This window comes from Capnocytophaga bilenii (genome assembly GCF_017565765.1).
Classification (GTDB): Bacteria; Bacteroidota; Bacteroidia; order Flavobacteriales; family Flavobacteriaceae; genus Capnocytophaga; species Capnocytophaga bilenii.
In genome coordinates this window covers 97627-123773 of sequence record NZ_JAGDYP010000002.1, presented here as the reverse complement: position 1 = coordinate 123773, position 26147 = coordinate 97627, and the positions used below count along the sequence as shown (strand labels likewise).

The window sequence follows — 26147 nt, the reverse complement described above, 5'->3', positions numbered from 1 at the left end:
CTTTATTAATTGTAGCCTGGGTTTTGTTGTAAGTTACTATTTGCACTACGCGCATCATCGGGGATAGGGAATATATTGCGGAATGCAGGTACTGCTACCCCTGAAATTGCTCCTCCTTTAAACGACCATAAGTAGCTATTGGTAGTAAACTTATCATAGCGGATAAGGTCGGTACGGCGAAGCCCTTCCCAGTAAAGCTCACGAGCACGCTCATCTAAGATAAAATCTAAAGTAAGCTGAGTATCAGTTATATTGCCTGAAGCATTGCCATAGGCACGAGTGCGCAGCTGATTGATGTAATCTAAAGCAGTAGCCCTATCGCCTCCTGTACCACCACGTAGTACTGCTTCTGCATAAGTAAGATACACTTCGGCTAAACGAATAATAGGCAAATCAGTATCTGCAAATTCCTTAGCAGGGTCTTTCCCTGGTTGACCTTGAGAGGTTATATTTTTAAACTTAGTTACTGCATAACCTGATTTTTGAAAATTAGTAAGATTTTGTGATTCAAAACTTTGTCCATCGGTATGGAACATAGCGCGCTTATCCTTCCAAGAGGTAGGTTCGCTTTTAGAATTTCTATCTTGTACTTCAAATTTATTTACAAACTCTTTGGTGGTAGTTGTTCCATTCCAGCCTCCATTCATTCCTAAGGCTGCTGCAGGCACAGTACCCCCGATAGCTGCGTGGATGAGAAAAGTAGCACTACTATACGACTTAGTATTTAAACCATCACAACTAACCACAAATATAAATTCGTTTTGAGCATCATTGCGGTCGTTATCGGCAAGAAACAAATCGTCATAAGCAGTACCATTGTTATTGCGGTCGGTGGTGTGAAGACGATAACTTGTATTGATTACCTTTTTAGCATACGTAACACAATCGGTATAGCGTTCTACGCCTGTATATACTTTGGCATTCAAATACAAACGCGCTAATAAAGCCTGTGCAGCAGCAGCATCTACACGCCCATATTCATTACTCCCTGCAGCTTTTAGTTTAGTTTCCAAATCTTTTAGTTCACTTTCTACAAAGTTGAAAAGCTCTACCCTACTTTTTTGAAAAGGTTTCTCCTCAACACTTGATGAAGTTAGCAAAGGAGCTTTCCCAAAAGCGTCTATGAGGTTATAATAGGCATAAGCACGCAAGAAACGCGCTTCGGCTATATAATATTGTACTTCTCTATCAGCAGCCAAAGGCTGAGCATTATCAATAAACGAATTAGCAAACATTATCTGTTGTCCTAAACGATTGTAGTACATATTGATAAACTTATTAGAAGATGTCCAATCCATAGCGTGGAAAGAAAGCGCCCCTCCGTCAGTCCAAACAGTCATAGCCTCATCAGTACTAAACTCTTGTACATAAAACAAATTACGCAAATAACCATTTTCTCCTTCGTCTTCAGCATCAATGTCAGCAGCTCCGTGAGGTCCTTTTTGACCTGTGAGCGACATCGCCGCATAGATTTTAGTTAAAGCTCCTCTTGCTTCAGTTGCATTTTTGTACACTTCTATTTCGGTAACGCTATCTGGGTCTATAGGTTCTTGGTCTAAGTCTTTCATACAAGCACTAAGCGTAAGTGCCATTGTAAGCCCCAAAACGCTATGTATAATATATTTTTTCATCTGCATTTACTATTTAAAGTTAATATTAAGCCCTACCAAGTAGGTTTGTGGGCGAGGATAGAAATTATTATCTATACCTCCAAATACTTCAGGGTCTAAACCGCTGTATTTGGTAAGTGTCAGTACGTTTTGCACGGTACCATAAAGTCGGATGTACATCTTATCAGTACCTGGGAAAGTATATCCAAGAGTAACATTATCTACTTTGAAGAAGGATGCATTTTCCACATACAAATCGCTAAACCAAGAATGGTCGTCATGACGAACAAATCTTGTATCGTTATAATTAGCCTTTACGTTTGATAGTATATTATTAGCTGTTATTTCTGTAGATTGGTCTAAACGCGATTGGGTGTTGTTATATACATAGTTACCGATGTTGGCACGAGTAGTAATGTTCAAATCCCAATTTTTATAGGTAAGGTCGGTACCGAAGCCCATAGTTACAGGAGCAAAAGGCGATTTATAGAGGTAACGGTCTTTAGCATCAATCTTCCCATCATTATTTCTATCAACGAAAGTATTTTCTATAGGTTTTCCTTGCGCGTCATATACTTGTTGATATACATAAAAAGCACTAGGTGTATAACCCTCGCGATGCAGTTGTACTTTATTACCATTGCCTCCCTGAATACCACCTGTAGGTTGGTCGTCTGGCATACGTGTAATCTTGTTATCGTTATACGACACGTTGTAATTTAAGCTCCAGCGGATATTCTTTTCGGTATCGCGTATAGGAGTAACTGTAACACCAAATTCTACCCCTTTGTTTTCCATATCACCTACATTGGCATTTACGCGGTTTCGGAAGTTAGTAAAAGGGTCTATAGCTGTATTAGCTATCAAATCTTTAGTGATTTTTCTATATACATCTAAAGTACCTGTTATCAAGTTGTTGTACAGCGCAAAGTCGATACCAGCATTGAGGGTATTTCCTCGCTCCCAGCGAAGGTTTTTATTAGTAACCTCTGGGCGATAGTTTTGGTAAAAGCGATTGCCAAATTGGTATGAAGCCCCATCTTGGCTGCGTGTATAGTTTGTATATGAGATATAATCACCTAATCCATTTACGTTACCTACTTCGCCATAGCCAAAGCGCAATTTAAAGTCGTTTATTTTCTCGCTTTCTTTTAGGAATGTTTCATTTTTGATATTCCAAGCCAAAGCTACTGAAGGGAAGTAGCCCCAACGATTATTCTTTGATAATTTTGAAGAAGCATCAGCACGAAGAGTAGCTGTTAGCAAATATTTTTCTTTATAGCTATAGTTAGCACGACCAAAGAATGACATCAACACGTTGCGACTTTTATCAATAGTGTTAATATCTTTATTATCTGCCTTATTCACATAATAAGAATGATCCCATTTATTATCGTCAAACTCAAATGACTGGTAAGAGTGTCCCACCATTAGTCCTAAGCTGTGAGCTTCTTTAATATCTTTAGTATAGTTCAAATAAGCATCAAAAAGCTTATTAGTAGCCTTATTAGTATAAGTAGTTTTAGCACCATCAAAACCTGCGGTAGCGGTAGGCATACGATTATCGGTAACTTTATCACCATCAGCTTTGCTATAGTCAATACCAAAGTTTACGCTTGCGATAAGATCTTTAAAGAAAGGCAAGGTATAGTCGGCTTTTGCATTTCCTATAAAGCGGTATACTTTTGAAGTATCTTCAAGAAAAGCAAGCGATGCCATAGGATTGGTAGGAGCCAAATTATAACGATTTCTACTAGAAGGATCTATCCAAGTATGGTAATTGCCGTATTTAGCAGGCCCTCCAAATACCGACTGGGTAGGGTCGTAGGTTACTGCAGAGCCAATAGCATCTTTATTAGCAAAACGGTTTTGCATATAAGTACCATTGGCATTTAGTTCTAGTTTCAATGCTCTATCAAAGAAAGTAGGCGTTAAACTAACTTTAGCATTAGTACGCTTAAAGTTATCGGTGCGCAATACCCCATCGGCATACGAATGTCCTACTGATACGCGATAAGGCAGTGTTTTGTAAGCTCCTGAAAGGATAAGAGTACTATTGCTCATAGGAGCTGTTTGGTATATTTCTTTTTGCCAATTAGTATCAGCATTACCCAAAAGAGCTGTAGCTGAAGGATTGTTAAGGCTTTTTACTGTTTCGCGAAACTGATCAGCATTCATTACATCTACATACTTATTCACATCCTGAATAGCCATACTAGTATTAAAGCTGATTTTCAAATCTTGGTTCATTTTACCTTTTTTAGTAGTAATCATTACTACCCCATTAGCAGCACGCGAACCAAAAATAGCAGTAGATGAAGCATCTTTAAGCACTGTCATACTCTCGATATCTTCCGGATTGATAGAGTTGAAAATACTACGCGAACCTCCTACACCTCCATCGTTCATAGGTATCCCATCAACTACGATAAGTGGGTTAGACGACAACGACAACGAACCATTACCACGTACGCGGATATTTTGTCCTTCACCAGGAGCTCCACCACCACTGCTCATTTGCACCCCAGCTACTTTACCTTGTATTAGCTGGTCGGCATTTACGGCAGGAGCTTTGTTAAAATCCTTATCGGTAACCATATTTACCGAACCTGTAAGGTCTTTCTTTTTTGCAACCCCATAACCGATAACTACCACATCGTCTAACTGTTGCATTTCTTCTTGAAGCACCACATTCATCTGTGCCCCTTTCACTGTCACTTCTTGGTTTTTATACCCCAATGACGAGACTACAAGTACAACGCCTTTATTGGCTGTGAGCTCAAAGTTCCCATCAAAATCGGTAGCAGTACCGTGTGAGGTACCTTTCACCACAACGCTTGCTGCTGCCAAGGGCAAGCCTGAAGCGTCTTTCACTGTTCCTTTCACAGTGATTTGCTGTGCATAACCCATAAGGCTTGCACACAAGAAAAATACTACTCCATAAAGTAGCCTGTTCATTTTTACTTTCATACAAATAAAATTTGAAAAATTTGAAAATTTGAAAATTAGCAAATGTACATACCGCCCAATTAGTTTATTTGCTAATTTGTTCATTCGCTAATTTGCTAATTTGCTAATTCTTATAGCGTATCCACCTCCTTTAGCGGCTGTTAGCTTCAGCTTAGTTTTAGCATTTACTTTTTGCTTAGTAATTGTATATGCCTTCGGATTTTTCATATAATCAGCATCTTTAGCATCGGCATAGATAGTAGCTTCGTATTTTTTATCCTTATCTAAGAAGCTGAGCAACAATTCTGAAGCGTGTCCGCCCTCATAAGCAGTACAACCTATATACCAATCATCGCTGTGCTTGTCTTTACGCGCAATAGTGATGTAGCGACCAGGTTCAGCTTCTAAGTATTCGCTTTTTTGCCAGTCTACAGGTACATCTTTAATAAACTGAAAAGCATCGAGGAAGCGGTCGTAATTTTCAGGCAAATCGGCTGCCATTTGCAACGGACTGTACATTGTTACATACAACGCCAATTGCTTTGCTAAGGTACTGCGTATCTGACTATTATTGTTAGGATTTACGTATTTCATCTCGGTTTCGAAGATACCAGGGGTATAGTCCATAGGTCCCCCTTGCAAGCGGGTGAAAGGCAAAATAGTAGTGTGGAAAGGTTTGTTGCCTCCAAAAGCCTCGTATTCAGTACCGCGTGCAGACTCGTTGCCTATCATATTAGGATAAGTACGGCATAGACCCGTAGGGCGCACTGCCTCGTGAGCATTTACCATAATTTTGTATTTGGCAGCCTCTTTTATTGCATAAAGATAGTGATTAATTGTAGATTGGCTATAATGATGCTCTCCTATAGGCAAAATATCACCTACGTAACCACTTTTCACTGAGTTGTAACCATAATCTTTCATCAGTTGGTAAGCTTGGTGCAAGTGGCGTTCGTAGTTGCGAGTAGAACCAGAAGTTTCGTGGTGCATCATCAGTTTTACGCCTTTAGAATGCGCGTAGTCGTTAAGCCCTTTGAGGTCAAAGTCGGGATAAGGCGTTACAAAGTCAAACACGTAATCTTTGCGGTGCCCGAACCAGTCTTCCCATCCTATATTCCAGCCTTCTATAAGCACTTGGTCGAAGCCGTGTTTGGCAGCAAAATCAATATAAGCACGTACTTTTTGGTTATTAGCAGCGTGAGTTCCATTAGGTTTTACTTTGCTGTAATCTACCTCGTCCAATTTTATGGTAGGCAAGTCGTTGGTATAAGCCCAAGAGCTTTTGCCTGTAATCATTTCCCACCATACCCCTATATATTTCACGGGTTTTATCCAAGAAGTATCGGCAATAGCGCAAGGTTCATTGAGGTTGAGGATAAGGCGTGAAGCCAATATTTTGCGAGCATCATCGCTCACCATTATAGTACGCCAAGGAGTTTTGGTAGGCGTATAAAGATAGCCTTTGTCACCTTTAGCATCGGGGGTTAGCCACGATTGGAAGATAAAGTTTTTATCATCTAAATTGAGGTTCATCAGCGAGTAGTCTACCAATGCTGCTTCGTGGAGGTTGATATACAAGCCATCATTGGTTTTCATCATTAGCGAAGTTTGTACGCCTGTAGGCGAAAAAGCATACTGCGATACGTTTTCAGTAACCGCTTGTTTCATCAAGCCGCGTATTTCAGATAGCTTGCTTTCCATATAATCATACTCTTGGGTATCGTAATCACCGGGTATCCACCAAGCAGTATGGTCGCCTGCCATTGCAAATTGCGACAATTCTTCCTCTATCACAAAATAAGTAAGCTCTTTTTGTGTAGGGAACTCATAGCGGAAACCCACCCCTTCATCATACACGCGGAAGCGTATATTCATCAAGCGATTGGTTTTCTCTTGGCGTAGCTCTACCAAAAGTTCGTTGTAGTGGTTTAGAATTTCGCTTTCTTCGCCCCATACGGGTTTCCAAGTTTCTTTGAAAGTAGTTTTTTTGCTATTTACTACTTTGAAATCACCAGTAAGAGGGTCTGTTTCTTTTAGAAGGAACCCCAACGTACTCTCTTTTACTACCTCTTTTCCTTTATAGCTAACTTTATAGGTAGGAGTGCCATTAGCTGAAAGCGAAAAAGAGAGCTGTACATCACCGTTGGGAGAAGCTTGTTGTTGTGCCATTGTAAGCTGAAGCATCAAAAAGCTCAGCAATAAAATTATTCTTCTCATCTTTTTTCTTCTTTTTGTTTATTTGGTTGCGAAGTTACGATATTTTTCTTTATCTGCCAAATAATTTTATATATTTTTTAAGAAGAAAAACAATTGACTGATTTGCTAATTTGATAATTAGGAGATTACAAAATTCTGCTTTGTAATGTTGAAAAATAATTCTCTTACAAGGTAAGTAAAAGCAATTAATTATTAAGGCGAGTGGTGCGAATAGGCGTTTATACTTCGGCAATTCTTCGCTCTTCTTATATTGCTCTTATATCGTTTGTAGACAGAAATTTTTTCTATAAAAAAGAGAAAATTGTTTGTACATCAAAACACAAATTTAACTTTTGTTTAACTGCAAGTTTGGGGAATAAGCTGTACTTTTGCTGCAAATTTTATTGTAAAAATAAATCAATATGAAAAAAAGCATTTTTTTAGCAGCTTCTTTAGCTGTTTTAGCTTTTGCAAGTTGTAGTAAAAGCGATGACAACAAAAACAAAAACGATGTGCCTGCCAGCGATTATCAATTAAACGCAGACGGACTTACTTTAGTGAAATGGACAAACAGCAGCACCACTACTCTTGATATGCAAGCTGACAGCAAGCTGCAAAGAGTAAACACTATAGGATTTGAAGCCTTCAAAGGTTCAAATCTTACCTCTATTGTATTTCCTAATAGTTTGAAAGAAATAGGTGAAAGTGCTTTTGCAGGCACAAAACTTACAGGAGGTGTAAAGTTTAACACTACCTCTAATGTAGTTTTCGGCAAAGGAGCTTTCTATTTCTCAGATATAGAATCTGTACAATTGCCTTATACTACTGAAATTTCTAATAGTATGTTTTCTAATTGCTACCATCTAAAAGAAGTAACTTTTGGGAAAGTAGGGGTTATAAGTAAAGGTGCATTTCACTCTTGTCAGGCTCTTACACAAGTAGACTTAAGAGGCTCAGAAGTTAAGCAAATAGGCGAAGTAGCTTTTGCTAGCTGTAGAGCTCTTACTAAAGTATTCTTACCTGCTTCTGTAGAAAAGATTGATGACCTTGTTTTCGGATACTGTAGCGCATTGCAAAGCATTACTATTGATGCGCTCAACCCTCCTACTTTAGGTGATGATATCTTCTTTGGCTTGAATGCAGACCAAATCCCTAATATCTATGTACCTGCTATATCAGTAAATGATTATAAAACAGCCGCCAAATGGAGTACTTACGCTGCTAAAATACACCCTAAACCATAAACGGGCAGTCCCCAAAAAGTTTAAAACATAAAAAAACGAACAGTTTATAGCTGTTCGTTTTTTTTATATACTGCCATTAGCTGCTGATATACGGCTTCGTCAGTAAAATGCTGCGCGTGGGCATAGCCTTTCTCTATCATCTCTTCTCGCAAAACACGGTCGCTACTGATGCGCTGTATCGCCTCGCGTATCTCATCAGCTGCATTATCCAACGAAATGTAAATACTCCCTTCGCCCCCCGCTTCGGGGAAACAGCTGCCTTGTGTGGTTATTATAGGAACGCCCGAAAAGAGCGCCTCAATAATAGGAATACCAAACCCTTCAAATACCGAAGGATAACAAAACACCTCAGATAGCTGATAGATAATCGCCAATTCTTCCATCGTTACGCCTTTGAGGGCTTGCACTCTGTGTTCCATATGGTGCTGCTGGGCATAGTTTCTTATTTGCTGGTAATAAGCCGTTTGCTTGCCTACCAGCACCAGTGAGAAGTCCGGCAAAGGAGCAATTGCTTTTACTATTTCGAGAGCGTTTTTGCGAGGCTCTATCGCGCCTACATTTAGCACAAAGCGTTCGGGCAGCTGGTATTTGGTGCGTACTGCTGCTTTTTCGGCTTCGGTATAGGTTTGCTTAAAGGCTTTATGGCAACCTTGATAAACAACGCTTATTTTATTTTCGGGAACGCCTAAATAGTGAATGATATCTTGCTTGGTTTGTTCGCTAATGGCGATGATATGCTGGGCGTTGTGGGCAGCGTACAGAAACTTGCGGTAGTGCATTTTTCTGTCAAAAAAGGAATAGAGCTGCGGGTAGCGCATAAAGATGAGGTCGTGAATGGTAACTATTGTGGGAATGTAGCGATGAATATTGCGAGGAATTTCGCCCGAAAGTCCGTGATAGATATCAATAGGCAAATCACGAGCTATTGCTGTAATTTTCAGGCTGCGCCATAGGCTTTTCAGCTTTTTCCAGAAGAAGGATTGAGGCGTAATTTCGGTAGTATTGTTATCTATTTTCACCCCTAAAAATTTGCGTTTTTGAGGGTTGAATAGGTATAGATGACCTATTTCGTGTTCTTGCAGAATACGGATAAGGTCTCGGCTATAGTTACCGAGCCCGCGTGTGTTGTGGAAAGCGCGTTTAGCGTCTAAAGCGATGTTCATTAATTGATTTATTTTTTGATGGGGCAAAGATACAAAATAATGTTTATTCTTCAGTGCGAGCCGCACAAGCGTTATCCTCCCCTTATCCTTCGCTCATCCTTCGCTCATCCTTCGCTCAAGGTTCGCTGGGGATATGTGTTTAATGGTATATTTGCTAATTCTCTAATTTTCTAATTTCCTAATTTGCTAATTCTCCAATTTGCTAATTCTCTAATTTTCTCCTATCTTTGTAGCCTGAAAAAATACAAACCACAAAAATATACCTTATGAAAATACATTATGCCATACTAATGTGCTGTGCTCTTGTAGCTTGTAAAACTTCGGTTACTCACCCTTCTAAAATTGACACTCAGCAACACAAACGCTTTTCACTAAAAAAAGACACTTACAACTTCCACTTGTCCGAAACTTGCGAAAAAGAACTATACATCTCTAACCACGACCAAACAAACCCTAAAAAAGTAGCTTTATACTTGGAAAATGCTCATAATGTGGTAATTGACGGCAATGGTAGCGACTTTGTATTTCACGGCACTATCCTGCCGATAGTACTAAATCATTGCACCAATGTTACTCTTAAAAATTTTTCAATTGATTTTGCGATTCCTCATATGCGCCAACTGCACATTACCGAAGTGGATTCGCTAAACAACACGATTGTTGGGAAACTTTTTCCTGAGGGTAATTACAAGGTAAGAGACGGCAAATTGCTATTTTATGGCGAAGATTACGAAGATATCCCTGTGAGCGGTATTTTCTTTGCTCCTAACAAACACCTGACTTACCAACGGGTTGAATTGCCTTTTGAGCCCACCAATGTAAAGGAATTGGCTCCTAATGTTTTGCAAATAGAGGGGATGGGTGCTAAGCCTTATTTGAAAAAAGATGAACGCTTGGTGCTGCGCAACTACCTGCGCCCTACCCCTGCTATATTTATCACTGATAGCAAAAACATAAAGTTAGAAAATGTAAAAGTACACAACGCCTACGGAATGGGACTCCTAGCGCAGCTGACTGAAAACATCTCGCTCAAAGGCTTTGAAGTAGCAATCAAGCAGGGGTCGGAGCGTTTTTTTACTACTCAAGCCGATGCTACTCATTTTTCGGGGTGTAGCGGAACTATTCGTTCAGAAAAAGGACTTTATGAGGGAATGGCTGATGATGCTATCAACGTGCACGGAACTTACCTAAAAGTGATTGAACGGCTATCAAGTCATAGCATCACGGCTCGGTATATGCACCCTCAATCGTGGGGATTTAGTTGGGGGAAAGCGGGTGATGAAGTACAATTTGTAGCTGCCGAAACTATGGAAACCATAGGCGACAAAACCTATCGTATTGAGGCTATAAAAGCTACTGATAGTGCCTCTGACAAGGGAGCTAAAACATTTGAAATTCGTTTTTCTGAAAAAATTCCAGATGAAATATCGGGGCAATTAAATTGCGGAATAGAAAACCTAACGCTTACTCCTAAAGTGATTTTTTCGCATAATATTATCCGAAATAATAGGGCACGTGGGGCGCTGTTTAGTACGCCCAAAAAGGTAATTTGCTCTCACAACTTATTTGATCACACTCACGGAGCGGCGATTTTGCTTTGTGGCGACTGCAATGGTTGGTACGAAACGGGTGCTTGTAGGGATGTTACTATCGCTCACAATCGCTTTGTAAACGCTTTGACGGCTAACTATCAATTTACAAATGCAATTATTTCTATTTATCCTGAAATACCTAACTTGGAGCAGCAAAAAAAATACTTTCACTCCAACATTCGTATAAAAAATAATATTTTTGAGACTTTTGACGAGCCTATATTGTACGCCAAATCAGTAGAAAATGTTATTTATAAGAATAATACAATCATCAAAAACCACGACTTTAAACCATTCCACTGGAATAAAGAACGCTTTAAGATAGAACGTGGAAAAAATGTGATGATTAATGAATAATACTTTTTTTATCAATTAATTTACTACTTTTGTGCCTTAAACACTAAACATCAAACTATATGGATAGAATTGCAAGCTTTTGTATAGACCACTTGCGACTCGCTCGTGGCATTTATGTATCACGTAAAGATTACGTAGGCAATGAAGTGCTTACTTCGTTTGACATTCGTATGAAATTACCCTACCGCGAACCTGTATTGGGCAGCCCCGAAATACATACGATTGAACACCTTGCTGCCACTTGGCTGCGCAACAACCCTCAGTGGAAGGATAAAATTATTTACTGGGGACCAATGGGCTGTATGACGGGTAATTACCTTATCTTGGCTGGCGACTATACTTCACGAGATATTGCCCCGCTCATCACCGAACTTTTTGAATATATCGCTGCTTTTGAAGGGGAAATCCCTGGTGCTTCGGCTATGGAATGCGGCAATTTCTACAACAACAACTTGCCTATGGCTAAATACGAAGCTAAAAAGTATTTGGAAGAAACACTCTATCACCTTACAGATGAAAATCTGAACTACCCTGCTTAAAAAGAATTTTATGCACTGTAAATAAAAATGAGGCTGTCTTAAAAGTTTGTTTTAAACTTTTTAGGACAGCCTCATCAAAAAGAAGGCAACCTAGAAGTTAGGTAACAATTAGATTATTATAATTTAGAAAGCAATAAAACACATATTTGTTAATATATTTTTGTACATTTGCAAAAACAAACATTTTTCAGTCTGTTATGAGATATATCCACAAAATACATATCAATAAGATACGACACCTTCAGAACATAGACATTCCTATAGAGAATGACACTTACCCTCATCTTATCCTTACTGGGAAAAATGGGAGCGGGAAAACTTCTGTACTTCAGGCTATAGCTAATCTTTTCGATAAAATAGCATATAACTCTTATAATTTTTTTTTAAGCTATGAACAGTATATAAAATACTATGAAGATAAGCTAAATAATGGAAGCAATAGCGTTGATGATGAGAAATGGTTGGAAAACAACAAAAAACAATATGCTTTTTATTTTGGTGAAGTAAAAGTTGATTTCTACAATATAGATGACTTTATAAGTAAATACCAAAAAGGGGAATTTATCATTGCTTTCTATCAAGCTAACCGAAAGGTAGTGATTAATGAACCCCTAAACCCTACCAAACCCGCTATTAAAGAAGTATGGAATACTAAAGAAATCGCTACAAGGGAGTTCCTAAACTTTTTGTCCGACCTTAAAATACAAGAAGCCTTAGCTCGTAATGAAAATTTAGATAGAGAAGCTGATATCATAAAAACTTGGTTTGTTGATTTTGAAATACTTCTAAAGAAAGTATTTCAAGATGATGCGCTTCAGTTGCTATTTAATTACAAAGATTATTCTTTTCAGATACTTACCCAAGGCAAAACATTTAAATTTACTGAAATGTCTGATGGTTTTGCGGCTGTGCTGGAAATCATTATAGACCTTATCCTAAAAATGCAGCGCAAGGACACCCTCACTAGAGCTTACCAGCAGGAAGGAATCGTGCTGATAGATGAGGTAGAAACGCATTTGCACTTAGAACTACAGCGCTTGGTATTACCTTTGCTCACCCAGCTATTCCCCAACATACAATTTATCGTTACTACCCATTCTCCTTTTGTACTAAACTCTATAGGTAATGCCATTGCTTTTGATTTAGAGCACCAAGAGTTGGTAGATGATCTTACCGAATATTCGTATGAATCTTTGGCAGAGGGATATTTTGGGGTAAGAACCTCTTCTAGCTATGCCGAAATGCAATTGGATAAGCTCAAAAAGCTCTTAGAAAAGGAAACACTCCTGAGCAGTGAAAAAAGCGAACTAAAAAGCCTTATCAATGATTTTGATAAAATCCCCGAAGTTGTTTCTCCCTTGATAGTAGGCGAATACCTTCGCTTGAAGAACCAATATATAGCTGTTATAAACTCTTTGGAAGTATGATAAAAGTATTCAAAAAAACAACATCACCTGAATCCTTAAGTGTTCAAAAAAAATATGATTCTGAAGAGGTAAAACAGCAACTTATCGCCGATCATCAGGGTAAATGTTATCTGTGTGAGCGAGTGCTAACTACTGATTTCCAAGTGGAACACCTTCATAGCCAAGAACATTTTCCCGAAGAAAAATACGATTGGCATAATCTTTTTTTATCTTGTAGTTATTGTAATGGCAAGAAAAGTAATCTCTTTGACAACATATTGAATCCTGCCCAAGAGCCTATAGAAAGTCTTATTACTCAAGAGTTAGATTATCTCAATAAAAAAGCAGTCTTTAAGCAGGTAGGTATTTCTGCTTCTACAGAAGTACAACAAACGCTCTCTCTTTTAGAGAGAATTTTCAATGGCACTCATAAAATGAGAAAAACAAAAGAAGAACGCTTTTTTGAAGATTTTCTCAGTAAAATGAATGTTTTTCAGAAAGCCATCAATAACTTCTTGATAGCTGATAATGAACAAACAAGGCTTGTTTTACAAGAGGAATTAACCATAAATCGAGAGTTTTTGGGTTTTAAGTATTGGATCATACAAAATAATCCTAAGCTCCTCCGTGAATTTGCTCAAGATATTATTTGGAATAAAAACTCCTAAAACTCAATTTATAATTATAACCTACAACACTATTGCCAAAACACAAAACTTTAGGTTTAATAAACAAAAATCCCCGTGCTAAAAACCAGCACGGGGATTTTTTTTATTCTGAGCCTTTGGCGTAATTCTTTTTAGTATTGATACTCGGCACTACCTTCAAGTTCTCGTACCCCATTATCTTCTTTATATACTTTATTTTCAATAGGGTATCCAGCAGCGTTATAACGATATTCACAAGTCGTTACCTTCTTCTTTGATAAACGTTGCTCTGTTCTAATAACTTTTGTAATGTTATTTTTAGTATTCTCCTCATCAAGCAATAGTTCTATATCTTCTATAGTAGCCAACTGTTGTATTTCATATAAAGGATTAGGGTGATTGTCATATTCATATTCTGTAGTCTCTTCGTCATTTACTACTTTTAGTATATTACCATTAGCAATGGTATAAACAGTGGTTTTAGTATAAGAACCAAAGTAATTTTGTATAACAGCTCCATTTTTATCTTTAGTATAATGGGTTACTACTTCGGTTATAGTATTACCACTATAAGTGTATTGTTTTTTCCAATGGGCTGTACCGCTTTGCGCACCACCATTTACAAATACAGTTGCCGACTGAGTTCGCAATATAGTAGCAATTTGGTTGCCCTCATAGGTGTATTGGTTGGTATAGCTACTAATATAACCTGTACGCTGTGTATACTTTTCAGTCTTTATTGAAATCTTCCCATTTTCATAGTAGTATTTCACTTCGCTTTCTGGTGTCTTCATTTCTTTTAAAAGGTTCCCCTCATAGCTATAAGTGGTAATCATAGTAGTACCTGTTTGTACACCATTATTGTATTCATCAGTAGCGATTGTAGTAAGGTGGTTATCTTTATAGGTAAACGCACGCACTTCGCCTATCTTGCCTTCTTCATCTTTTTCAATGATTTTCTTTAGCAAGTTTGAGCTCTGTTGGGGATTGTTGGGTGTGTCGTCATTTTTGTTACAGCTCACCAAAATTGTAGCTGTGGCTAAAAAGCTTAGTAAAATCTTTTTCATCTGTTCGTTTTTTTTTTAAATTTCCTGCAAATGTAATACTTTTTTATATTTCTCGTTGTTAAACAATAGTTAAAGATTAGTTTTAGAAGGTTTCTGAGTGTTTAGCTTGATATATACTAATGTACCTATCAGCAGCAGATGCAAATAAATAGAGTACATTACCAGCTCTCCGTAGTCCATTGTATGAGCAAATTGGTACAAACCAATTACTTGGGCTCCATAGGGTATGAGCCCTTGTGCGTAACACGAAAAAATATCTAACACCGAAGCCGCATTGCGCAACGGAATTTTAAACTCCTCGCTGATGCGCTTGCTAATCTTTGAAACAATAAGTATAGCCACCGTATTATTAGCCACACACACATCGGCTACGGTTACCAAAAAGCCCATACCGAGCAATGCTGAAGATGCCCCTTTGATACGCTTCGCAATCAAGTTCATCAGGTACTGAATGCCCCCAAAATGCTCTACCAGCAGTGCCAATCCACCGATGATAAAGTACAGGAAGAAGATATCAGCCATATCCATAAAGCCTTTATAGGTGTGCTGCGTAAAGTCTAAAAAGCCGTATTTGCCATAAGCCATTCCTGTTACCCCCGCAAAGAGTATCCCCAAGAAGAGCGAGACAAACACATTTATCCCAAAAAGCGAAATGATTACTACCGCTATATATGGCAGGATAAGCACTACATTGAAGTTGTTGTAGGCTTCGCTATGAGTGAAGTTTTGCGCTTCGGGGTTGCCTATCAAAATGAGTATTACCATTGAAAGTAGCGCCATTGGCAGGGCTATTTTACCATTGGCTTTCATCTTTTCGTTCATTTTACACCCCAGCGACTGAGTAGCGGCAATAGTAGTATCGGAAATCAGCGAAAGATTATCACCAAACATAGCCCCCGAAAGCAACGAAGCCCCTATAAGTGCGGTATTGGAATGACTTTCAGTAGCCAAATTGAAAACTATTGGCGAAAGTGTCATTATAGTACCTACCGAAGTGCCCGTAGCAAACGACAAAAACGATGCTATAACAAATATACCTACAGGAAAGTATTGAGGCGAAATGTAGTACATACCCATATTCACAATACTATCAATACTACCAGAGGCTTTAGCTACCGATGCAAATGCCCCAGCCAAAAGAGCAATGACACACATCTGCAACACATTGCTATCACCAGCACCTTTAAAGAAAAGCGCTATTTTCTCATTCATAGGTGCTTTGTAAATAAGAAGCGCTATCACCACTGCAAAAAGTGCAATAATAGGAGCAGGTAGCGAGTAAAAGTTATCAAAATACAAACCACTGCTCAAGAAAATAGCTACAAATATCAGTAGCGGGATAATACTTACAATTGTTAGTTTTTTTGTCATATTTTATATTTATATAGATGTGATTATTTTAGTTTTTCAGCCACTACAGCGTAATATCTGTTAGTAAAATAACGCAACAAAGGTCGGAAGCCTATTTTACCTACGGGGTGCGTCCATTTTTCGCGATAAATAATGCGGAAGCCTGCTTTTTCTATAAGCATATCTAGTTGCCAATCTTCAAACTCGTGGTAATGACAGTCGCGAGGGTCGGAAGTATTGCGATAAGCCTTAGCAAACCACAAGCGCAAAGGCACCGTGATAAGCACTTTTTTAGTAGGGATATGTTGCAATACCGCCAACGGATTCACCAAATGTTCTAATATCTCTAAGGCAACCGTAAAGTCGGCTTCAAAAGCCTGTAGCGTATCGGCTTGAAAGTCTAAATCCTGCCCCGAAGTATTCAGCACTTTATAGCCCTCTTTGAGCATAACCTCCGTAAAAGGATTTTTCACCCCTACATCTAGAATAGTACTCCCCTGAGGAGCATATTTTTTTAAAATACTCAACGTTTTTTGATAGCGTTTTTTAGGAAAGGTTTTGTACATAAATAAAATTGATAATTAACAATTAACAAAAGAAAGACGTTTATTCTTTACTAATATTCTAAAATAAGGGCTTTTACCATTTACCGATAAATCTTTTTCATTATCTCCTTTTCTAAACTTCACAATTTCAAACTGATTAGGATTAAATTTATGCAGAAAAGTTATCGGAACACCCATATCCCCCGTATAATCTAATGGTATATTTTCCGTTCTATCAATATGAATACCATTATAATTGTCGTATTGTGGATAATTGCTTTCATTGCCAAAATAGTTTTTAGTAAGTACTAAATCTTCGTGTCGTTTAAAATTATCCAAATTTGTAAGCCATAAGCAATTATTAGGAGATATAATTCGGTTACCAAAAGCGTCTATTTGGGTTTCTGTACCATAAAGTTCATAGTATTCAGGCACTATAAAACCTGAAATTCCTCTGCCAAAATGTACGCCCAGCCACACTTTATTCTCTTGTATCAACTTAAAGATTTCTTTATAAGTAATCGCATTGATATTACCTATAATCAAAAAATTCTTGTTATAAGCTACTAATTGTGCTACATATTCGCGAAATAACGAAAACGGAGGATTGGTTACTACTATATCAGCTTTTTGAAGTAATGCAATACTTTCTTTGCTACGAAAATCACCATCTCCTTTAAACTGTTTCACCTCTATTTCATCTCCGCTATATTCAGCAAAAAAACCCTTTTCTTTTTCTTTAGGCTGAAACAAATCAAGTGTTTGTTCGTTATAACAAGCCGCTATAACTTTTTTAAGCTCTAATTCCTTAAAGTTTGAAACAAAATACTTAAAAAAGTTACTTGTATATGGATCATCGCAATTACAAAACACTACCTTATCCTGAAAATGACTCTTGTAATATTGCAACTCTTTTTCAATATCCGAAAGTTGGGTATAAAACTCGTCATTTTTAGATTTTTTAGCCTTTTGTAACAAGATATTTGTCGCTTTTCGTGCCATTTTATTTTTGAGTTAATTGAACAAACAATTCACTACCTAATACTTTCAAAGAAGTTTTAGAGACCACAAGCATCACATCAAACATTGCTTGGGGATTCCATTTTTCACCATTCCCTTGTGTATATATTGATGCTGCTTGTAACATAATCAACTTATCTTTGTGTTTTACAAATTTATTTTCACATAAGTTAGTGTTGATGGGCATTCCGTAATTAGCTGCTGTAAGTTTATCCAATCTATTGAGTTTAGCCGAATTATATTCAAGTGTTACCACTCTTCCATCAGTGCGTATTACTTCAATAGTTTCAGTCAAGAAATTAGAACCTTCTAAAAACAATACATACGGAAAATGAGACTCTGCTAACATCAAATTAGCCATTTCGGCTATATTCTTATGAGCTCTTTCTATAGCATTCCCCGCACGCATTAAGTCTTGGTCATCATTCACTCCTACCAATTTTCCTGCCCTAATATTCTCTATATCTTTACCCTGATGTTTAGCTTCCGATATTAAAATTATTCTCCAATTACCTTTATCATCTTTCACTTCTATCAAGCCCCCATCGGGAATAATACTAGCATTAGGCAGAAAGAGTGTTTGTCCTAAAGCCACATCTATTTTTCTTAAAGCCACATTTATTTCTTGCTTTTTTACACTTGTTCTATACCGAAAAGAGAGTAATGGAAAATCTTTTTGAAGCTGTTCCATTACAAGTTGAGAAACCTCACTTACGGCTAGATCGTGCCATTTCGATTCAGCACCAAATATACCTACTACCCCTTTTGATGCTGTATGTTGGGTTGTTAATCGGTTTGATTGATTCTTTTTAGACATATTACATTTTTTTAATGCGCATCGAGCCAGTTGTTGCCTATACCTAAATCGGCAACTAAAGGCACCGAAAGCTGAAAGGCATTTTCCATAGCTTCTTTTACAAGCGGTTTTACCACTTCCAATTCATTTTTAGGAACATCAAACACCAACTCATCGTGCACTTGTAGCAGCATACGCGTTTGTAATTGCTGCGCTTGCAGTTGCTCATAAATGCGAATCATAGCAATTTTAATAATATCGGCTGCCGACCCTTGTATAGGTGCATTCACCGCATTGCGCTCAGCCGCTCCGCGCACCACTTGATTGCGCGAGTGAATATCGGGCAAATAACGGCGTCTGCCCAATACCGTCTCTACATAGCCGTGTTCTTGAGCAAAACGTATCTGTTTATTGATATAATTGCGCAAATTGGGGTAGGTTGCGTAGTACGTATCTATCAGCTCCTTGCTTTCCGACCTGCTCAGGTCGGTTTGAGCCGAAAGCCCGAAAGCCGACACTCCGTAGATAATCCCAAAATTCACTGTTTTGGCGTGGCTGCGCTGCTCTCGCGTTACCGCTTCTAAAGGCACGCCAAACACTTTTGCTGCTGTTGCACGGTGAATATCTTCGCCGTGCAAGAACGATTCAATCATATTATGCTCTTCGCTCAAAGCTGCAATAATGCGCAATTCAATTTGCGAATAGTCGGCTGAAAGGAGTATATAATCTTCATTACGGGCAATAAACGCTTTGCGCACCTGCTGACCGCGAGGCGTACGAATAGGAATATTTTGCAAGTTGGGATTGTTGCTACTAAGCCTACCGGTAGCAGCCACCGTTTGCATATAAGTAGTATGCACCCGCCCTGTGCGAGGGTTCACCTCCAAAGGCAAGGCATCTACATAGGTAGATTTTAGCTTCTGCACTTGTCGCCATTCTAATATATCGGCTACTATCTTGTGTTTAGCAGCAAAAGGCGCCAACACCTCTTCGGAAGTAGCATACTGCCCCGTTTTCGTCTTCTTGGGTTTGCTATCTATTTTCAGCTTTTCAAAAAGAATATCACCCAATTGCTTAGGCGACCCCAAGTTGAAGGCTTCTCCCGCTTGCTCGGCTATGGCAGTTTCCAATTGGGCACTTTCGGCATCTAAGGTTTTGGCGTATTCTTTCAGATAAGGCACGTCTAGATTTACCCCCTCGCGTTCCATAGCCGCAAGCACTTTCAGCAAAGGCATTTCCAAGCTGGTATATATTTTCTGAGCGTTCACTTTAGGCAGTTCAGCCTTAAAAATATCTTTCAGCTGCCAAGTTACATCGGCATCTTCAGCAGCGTATTCTTTCACCTCATTCAAAGGGACAGTACGCATTGAGCGCTGCGATTTCCCCTTGCCAATCAAGCGTTCAATAGCAATGGGTGTATACCCCAAATAAGTTTCGGACAGCAAATCCATATTATGGCGCATATCGGGGTTGATAAGGTAGTGCGCTATCATCGTATCAAACAAAGCCCCCTGTACCTCAAGACCATAGTTTTGCAGTACCTTCAAGTCATATTTCAAATTCTGACCTACCTTAGCGATATCTTTATGTTCAAAAAACGGGCGAAAAACGTTTAGCAAGGCAGTAGCCGCCTCTTTTTCAGCTGGAAAAGGCACATAATAAGCCTTATGAGCCGACCAACAAAACGAAATACCTACCAATTCTGCCTCAAGAGCATCAATAGCAGTAGTTTCGGTATCAAAACACACCTCTTTTTGCTGCAACAAGCTCTGCAAAAGCAACTGACAAGCCATAGGCGTATCGACCAACTGATACAAGTGTTCTGTATTGGCAGCGGTTTTTCTCTCTACTGCTGCCATTTGTGGTTCAGCAAAAAGGTCGCCTTGTACAAAAAGGTCTAACTGCGCAGGAGCAGTATTCTGATTAGGTTGCACCACCACTTCTGGTTGGTACACTTTCTGAAAATTGACTAATAACTGACGGAATTCCAACTCGTCAAAAAGTTTTCCTACCGCTTCAAAATCGGGAGTAGAGACCTTACAATCTTCGGCATCAAAAGTTACGGGCACATCGAGCATAATAGTAGCCAGCTGCTTTGAGAGGATACCCTTTTCTTTGTTGTTTTCTATATTTTCGCGTAGCTTACCCTTCAGTTGGTCGGTATTGGCAAGAAGATTTTCCAAAGAGCCAAAGTCGGCAATGAGTTTTTTAGCGGTTTTTTCGCCCACGCCAGGAAGCCCAGGAATATTATCCACTGCATCGCCCATCATACCGAGAAAATCAATCACCTGCAAAGGGTTTTGTACTTCAAATTTCTCTTGTACTTCTTTCACCCCCCATATTTCTACCTCATTGCCATTGCGGGCAGGGCGATACATAAAGATATTGTCGCTCACCAGCTGGGCATAATCCTTATCGGGGGTAACCATATAGACTTCAAAATCTTGTTTTTCAGCCTGTTTGGCAAGAGTACCGATAATATCATCCGCCTCGTAGCCCTCTTTTTCTATAATAGGGATATGCAGGGCGTTGAGAATTTGATGTATGTAAGGGATAGCTATACGGATAGCCTCAGGGGTTTCTTCGCGGTTAGCCTTATAGTCGGTAAAGAGTTCTGTACGAGCTACACTTCCCCCCTTGTCAAAAGCCACTGCTAAATGATGAGGTCGCTCTTTTTTCATTACATCAAAAAGAGAATTCATAAAACCCAAAATAGCAGAAGTGTTCAGTCCTTTGGAATTGATACGAGGGTTCTTAATAAAAGCATAGTAGCCCCTAAAGATAAGGGCGTAGGCATCGAGTAAGAAGAGACGTTTTTTCATAGCCGTAACGTTTTTTAGAGCGCAAAGATAGTAAAATAATGACAAATGACGAATAGCTGATGATAAATAGAGTGCCAAAGTGGTGTTGGAGAAATACTAAGCTCTCATTATATTAAAATTAATATTTTCTATTATTTTTTTGTTCTTTTAGAGAAAAAACTTATTATCTTTGCAGCGTAAAACTAAAAAAAGAAATATTATGAGTTTAAATACCTTAGGGCTTGACAAAGCCAAAGTAGAAAAAGAAGTGGAATTGCTAAACATTTTGTTGGCGAACTACCAAACGTATTACCAAAACCTTCGTGGAGTGCACTGGAACATCAAAGGGAAACGTTTCTTTGAACTACACATAAAGTTTGAAGAGCTTTACACAGCTGCTCAAGAACAAGTAGACCAAATTGCAGAACGTATCCTTACACTTGGAGGCGTGCCTTTCCATACCCTAAGCAGCTATGTACAGCACGCTACTGTACCTGTAGGTGAAAACATCTTTGACGATGAGAAAACAGTACGCTTGGTAATTGACACTATTAGTGCTTTACTACCTTTGGAAAGGGAACTCCTTACTTTCTCTGACGAAATAAACGATGAGGGTACTAATACACTTATCAGTGATTTTGTTGTGGAACAAGAAAAGAACGTATGGATGCTTAAATCTTATCTTAACGAGAGGATTTAAAAGGAATTAGTCCGTTAGAAAGCATTGCAATCTAAGGACTGAAGGTTAAAACTAATCATTGAGAGACTGTCCGAAAAGTTTTATTTTGTGAGGGCGATTTGCCAATCGTCCTTACAAAATAAATAAAAGTGATTGATTATCAGAGTAATTAACTTTGTCAAACTTTGAAAGTTTGACAAAGTGTGTGACGCAATCATACTTTTAAAACTTTTCGGACAGTCTCTTTTTTTGTAATTTATCTATACCAACACACAAAAAATTAAAGCCTGCTAAAGAAATTATAAAAAAAGTTAAGATTTTTCTTGGTGGGTATTAAAAAATGTATTACTTTTGTAGTGTAAAAACAAAAAGACTACGACTAACGTTATAAAACTGAAAATTAATCAATTATTATTCATACAATGAAAAGTTTTTATTCTATTTTGGCACTAATGTGCCTAACCGTTCTTTTTGTATTGGGATGTTCTAAAGACGACACCCCTACCCCTGAAAAGCCTAATACGGGCACTACAACCCAGACTCCTACTACACAAACGGGTACTACCCAAACAGGTACTACGCAAACAGGCACTACACAATCGGGTACGACTACACAAACGCCTACTACCCAAACAGGTACCACACAAACAGGTACTACCCAACCTGCTCAGCCTGCCCAACAGGTGGTAAAAATAAAGGTTACCGAAGGAGGTAAGCCTTTGGCAGACAGGAAAGTGTATGGCATTGCTGGAGACTTGGCTTTCCAAGGGGTTAAAACTGAAATAGCCAACTGGCAGGGACAAAATCCTGCTTTTGAGGGTAGTGTATCGCTCATAGGCACTACTGATGCACAAGGTATGGTTACTTTTACCTTTAAACGTAACGAAAATATTCCTGATTACTACTTTTTTGTGGTAACTGCTGAAGAACCTTTTGTACAGGAAATTGCTTTGACCTTGGACGGCAAACCTAAAGAAGGTACTATTGCCTTGGCTACCAAAGTACAGGTATCATTTACAGCGGTAGACAGCGAAAACAAACCTGTGAAAGATGCTACAATTACAGTAGACGAGCAAACACGTCCTACCAACGAAAAAGGAGTAGCTACCTTTGTGCTTAAAGATAATACTGACTTTGCATACGTGGCAAAGATGCCTTGTGGCAGCGAAGCAAAAGGCACTATAAAAACTAAAGATGGTGGTAAATTTACAGTGAAATTTACAGTAGCTGAACGTGGTGAAATTACCTTGAAAAACAATACAGGCAAAGCTTGTGTAGTGAAAATGAGCGGCAAGGAATACCAACTAAATGCGGGTGAAAGCAAGGTAGTGAAAGGCTTGACTTTGGGTATTTACGATGCGCATCTTTTTGTTGATGGCAAAGAAGTGAATAAATACTATGCTTGCCAACTAAACTGCCAAAGTAAGACACATACTTTTGATTTTACTCTTTAGTATATACCTCAATCTAAACAATTAAGAAAGGCTAATGAAAAGAGGCTGCCAGAAACAAAACCTTTCTGGCAGCCTCTTTTTTTATGTTTGTGCGGCTCAGAGGGGGAGCAAAAAGTTTTGTTTTGTGAGGGCGATTTGCCAATCGCCCCTACAATGTGAATAAAAGCGATTGATTATCAGAGCGATTATAAACTTTGGCAAACTCTGAAAAGTTTGCCAAAGTGCGTGGTGGAATTGTAACATAAAAAGAGATTGCCTTCGGGTAGTCTCTTTTTTTGTGTTTTGTGAGGGCGATTTGCCAATCGCCCCTACAATGTGATTGATTATCAGAGCAATTAACTTTGTCAAACTCTGAAAGTTTGCCAAAGTGTGTGGTGCAAGCTAATGGCTTTGGATTAATGACTATTTCTTGCTGATAATCAATATATTAAGAAAAATCAAAGAAAATAAATCGGATTTTATTACGATTATATTAAAAATATTTCATAATATTGCGCACTATATGCAATTATTGTAGCTAAATTACTTGTATTTTATGCGGTTTCTATTTATTGTACTCACTCTTTGTGGGTTTTACTTGCAGGCGCAACAAGCGCAACAAATTACTTTAGAAAATATATGGAAGGAGGGGACTTTCTATCCTGAACGCCTTCGCAGTCTTAAGGCACTGAACCATAGTGCTGAATATACTATTTTGGAATACAATCAAAATAATCTGCAAGAAATCAACTTATACGATTTTGCCTCTCTTAAAAAAGTGGGTAGGCTTTATGCTGCGAACCAAGAAATACAACGCATAGACGACTATAGTTTTTCACCTGATGAAACTACTCTGCTGATTGCTACCAACAGCGAGTACATTTACCGTCATTCATTTGTAGCCGATTATTACTTATACAACCTCAAAAACAAAACACTACAACGTATCAGCAACAAAAAAATTACCGAACCGCACTTTTCCCCCGATGGAAAACGCTTAGCCTATGCTCACGCTAACAACCTCTATTACTACAACATAGCTACTAAAGAGGAACGACAAATTACTTTTGATGGCGCTAAAAACAAAATCATCAATGGTACTGCCGACTGGGTATACGAAGAGGAATTTGGGGTGGTGCGCCTCTTTGAATGGAGTGCTGATGGTAGTACATTGGCTTTTGTGCGCTCAGACGAACAACAAGTGCCTGAATTTTCTATGGATTTATATGGCGATGGGTTATATCCTACCCAAGATCGTTTTAAATATCCTAAGGCAGGGGAGGCTAATTCGGTAGTGAGCTTGCATTTATACGATGTGGCAAGTGGTAAAACGCTTGTATCGCCCATATCGGCTTATTATATTCCGCGTTTGCAAGCCGATAAAAAAGGGAATTTTGTAGTGCAGACACTCAACAGGCACCAAAATGACTGGCAGCTGCTACGAATAGGGACTACTGGAAGTACCACCCTGCTGTTGCAAGAAAAAAGCAAGACTTATGTGGAAATAGAAGATACTCCTATAACATTTTTGGAAGACGGGGGATTTATAAGATTATCGGAACGCGATGGTTATAGGCATTTGTACCATTACAACTCTGAAGGCAAATTGCTAACCCAGCTTACCAAAGGGTCGTGGGAGGTAACCGATTTTTACGGTTATGACACTACCAGCAAGGAATTATACTATCAATCTACCGAAAACGGATCTATAAATAGAGGCGTTTATGCGGTAGGGCTAAACGGCAAGGGCAAAAGAGCCTTATCGGCAGCAGCAGGTACTAATGGGGCTACTTTTAGCAGCGATTACAAGTGGTATATCCATAGTTTTTCGGATGCACAAACGCCACCACAATACGTGCTGAGAGATAGCAAAACGGCGCAAGTGCAACATAACATTATTGACAATAAGGCTTATGCGGAACAGCTAAAGGCATATAACCTCCCCAAAAAGGAGTTTTTTGAACTAAAAACAAGCAAGGCTACCCTGAATGCTTATATGATAAAGCCGGTAGACTTTGATGCTCACAAGCGTTACCCTGTGTTGTTTTACCAATATTCGGGACCAGGGTCGCAACAGGTGGCTAACAAATGGTGGGGAAATGATGATTTTTGGCATAGTATGCTCACCCAACGCGGTTATATAGTGATGTGCGTAGATGGGCGCGGTACGGGCTTCAAAGGAGCTGACTTCAAGAAATGCACTTACCAACAATTAGGCAAATACGAGGTGGAAGACCAAGCGGAAGCGGCTAAAATTGTGGGGGGCTATCCTTATGTAGATGCTTCGCGCATAGGTATTTGGGGCTGGAGCTTTGGGGGCTTTATGTCGTCTAACTGCTTATTCCAGCACGGTGATATATTTAAGGCTGCCGTAGCGGTAGCTCCTGTTACCAATTGGCGTTTTTACGATACTATCTATACAGAGCGTTTTATGCGTACACCACAAGAAAATGCGGCAGGTTATGACGACAATTCGCCTATTACACACGCTGCCAAACTTAAGGGTAAATACTTACTGATACACGGCAGTGCCGATGATAACGTACACGTGCAAAATGCTATGGTACTGATAAACACGCTTATTGGAGAACAAAAAACGTTTGACTGGCGTATCTACCCTGATAAAAATCACGGCATTTACGATTATACGGGCAATACGCGCTGGCTGCTATACCAGCAAATGACACGGTTTTGGGAAGAGGCGATGGGAAATTAGCAAATTAGGGAATTGGGAATATGATTAACAAATAAAA

The 26147-nt window shown here is 38.9% G+C and carries 18 protein-coding genes; 8 read left to right on the top strand and 10 right to left on the bottom strand.

Translation table 11 applies throughout. From position 1 onward, the window contains the following. Positions 1 to 5: 5 nt before the first annotated feature. The 3 genes from J4N46_RS02885 to J4N46_RS02875 form a co-directional block, all read right to left on the bottom strand. Positions 6 to 1631 (bottom strand): RagB/SusD family nutrient uptake outer membrane protein, encoded by a 1626-nt coding sequence (locus J4N46_RS02885; protein WP_208058102.1) that lies wholly within the window; start codon positions 1629 to 1631, stop codon positions 6 to 8. A gap of 9 nt (positions 1632 to 1640) precedes the next feature. Further along, positions 1641 to 4580, bottom strand: a complete 2940-nt coding sequence (locus tag J4N46_RS02880; protein ID WP_208058101.1) for a SusC/RagA family TonB-linked outer membrane protein — start codon at positions 4578 to 4580, stop codon at positions 1641 to 1643. 87 nt (positions 4581 to 4667) lie between these two features. Next, positions 4668 to 6776 carry a glycoside hydrolase family 97 protein gene (locus tag J4N46_RS02875; RefSeq protein WP_208058100.1) on the bottom strand — a complete coding sequence of 703 codons (2109 nt, stop codon included), beginning with the start codon at positions 6774 to 6776 and terminating at the stop codon, positions 4668 to 4670. 401 nt (positions 6777 to 7177) lie between these two features. On the opposite strand from J4N46_RS02875, the gene J4N46_RS02870 reads away from it, so the two are divergent. Continuing rightward, positions 7178 to 7999, top strand: a complete 822-nt coding sequence (locus J4N46_RS02870) for a leucine-rich repeat domain-containing protein (RefSeq protein ID WP_208058099.1) — start codon at positions 7178 to 7180, stop codon at positions 7997 to 7999. Positions 8000 to 8043: 44 nt separating this feature from the next. Here J4N46_RS02870 and J4N46_RS02865 read toward each other — a convergent pair whose 3' ends face one another. Further along, on the bottom strand, positions 8044 to 9162 hold the full coding sequence (locus J4N46_RS02865) for a glycosyltransferase family 4 protein (RefSeq protein WP_208058098.1): 1119 nt from the start codon (positions 9160 to 9162) through the stop codon (positions 8044 to 8046). Between the two features lie 266 nt (positions 9163 to 9428). Here J4N46_RS02865 and J4N46_RS02860 point away from each other — a divergent pair, with 266 nt between their 5' ends. The 4 genes from J4N46_RS02860 (at position 9429) to J4N46_RS02845 (ending at position 13724) form a co-directional block, all read left to right on the top strand. Beyond that, a complete protein-coding gene (locus J4N46_RS02860; protein WP_208058097.1) occupies positions 9429 to 11111 on the top strand; it encodes an alpha-1,3-galactosidase-related protein in 1683 nt (560 codons plus the stop codon). Positions 11112 to 11170: 59 nt separating this feature from the next. After that, positions 11171 to 11650: an S-ribosylhomocysteine lyase gene (locus tag J4N46_RS02855; protein WP_208058096.1), complete on the top strand. Its 480-nt coding sequence runs from the start codon at positions 11171 to 11173 to the stop codon at positions 11648 to 11650. 197 nt (positions 11651 to 11847) lie between these two features. Further along, entirely contained in the window at positions 11848 to 13077 is a 1230-nt protein-coding gene (locus tag J4N46_RS02850) for an AAA family ATPase (protein WP_208058095.1), read from the top strand. Next, a complete protein-coding gene (locus J4N46_RS02845) occupies positions 13074 to 13724 on the top strand; it encodes an HNH endonuclease (RefSeq protein ID WP_208058094.1) in 651 nt (216 codons plus the stop codon). The genes J4N46_RS02850 and J4N46_RS02845 overlap by 4 nt, the downstream gene beginning before the upstream one ends. Before the next feature lie 131 nt (positions 13725 to 13855). On the opposite strand, the gene J4N46_RS02840 is transcribed toward J4N46_RS02845, so the two are convergent. The 6 genes from J4N46_RS02840 to polA form a co-directional block, all read right to left on the bottom strand. After that, a complete protein-coding gene (locus tag J4N46_RS02840) occupies positions 13856 to 14770 on the bottom strand; it encodes a hypothetical protein (RefSeq protein WP_208058093.1) in 915 nt (304 codons plus the stop codon). Positions 14771 to 14839: 69 nt separating this feature from the next. After that, positions 14840 to 16141: a Na+/H+ antiporter NhaC family protein gene (locus tag J4N46_RS02835; protein ID WP_208058092.1), complete on the bottom strand. Its 1302-nt coding sequence runs from the start codon at positions 16139 to 16141 to the stop codon at positions 14840 to 14842. Positions 16142 to 16164: 23 nt separating this feature from the next. After that, positions 16165 to 16686 (bottom strand): class I SAM-dependent methyltransferase, encoded by a 522-nt coding sequence (locus J4N46_RS02830; RefSeq protein WP_208058091.1) that lies wholly within the window; start codon positions 16684 to 16686, stop codon positions 16165 to 16167. A gap of 15 nt (positions 16687 to 16701) precedes the next feature. Continuing rightward, the gene (locus tag J4N46_RS02825) at positions 16702 to 17667 is read right to left on the bottom strand and encodes an adenine-specific methyltransferase EcoRI family protein (RefSeq protein ID WP_208058090.1); all 966 of its coding nucleotides are present in this window, start codon (positions 17665 to 17667) and stop codon (positions 16702 to 16704) included. 1 nt (position 17668) lies between these two features. Further along, the gene (locus tag J4N46_RS02820; protein WP_208058089.1) at positions 17669 to 18502 is read right to left on the bottom strand and encodes an EcoRI family type II restriction endonuclease; all 834 of its coding nucleotides are present in this window, start codon (positions 18500 to 18502) and stop codon (positions 17669 to 17671) included. A gap of 11 nt (positions 18503 to 18513) precedes the next feature. Continuing rightward, complete coding sequence (gene polA, locus J4N46_RS02815) at positions 18514 to 21303, bottom strand: DNA polymerase I (protein WP_208058088.1); 2790 nt, start codon at positions 21301 to 21303, stop codon at positions 18514 to 18516. A gap of 199 nt (positions 21304 to 21502) precedes the next feature. Here polA and J4N46_RS02810 point away from each other — a divergent pair, with 199 nt between their 5' ends. The 3 genes from J4N46_RS02810 to J4N46_RS02800 all read left to right on the top strand — a co-directional run bounded on the left by J4N46_RS02810 (position 21503) and on the right by J4N46_RS02800 (position 26110). Then, a complete protein-coding gene (locus J4N46_RS02810; protein WP_208058087.1) occupies positions 21503 to 21982 on the top strand; it encodes a Dps family protein in 480 nt (159 codons plus the stop codon). Between the two features lie 401 nt (positions 21983 to 22383). Next, the gene (locus tag J4N46_RS02805; protein WP_208058086.1) at positions 22384 to 23415 is read left to right on the top strand and encodes a hypothetical protein; all 1032 of its coding nucleotides are present in this window, start codon (positions 22384 to 22386) and stop codon (positions 23413 to 23415) included. Positions 23416 to 23950: 535 nt separating this feature from the next. After that, positions 23951 to 26110 carry a S9 family peptidase gene (locus J4N46_RS02800; protein WP_208058085.1) on the top strand — a complete coding sequence of 720 codons (2160 nt, stop codon included), beginning with the start codon at positions 23951 to 23953 and terminating at the stop codon, positions 26108 to 26110. The last annotated feature ends 37 nt before the right edge of the window (positions 26111 to 26147 follow it).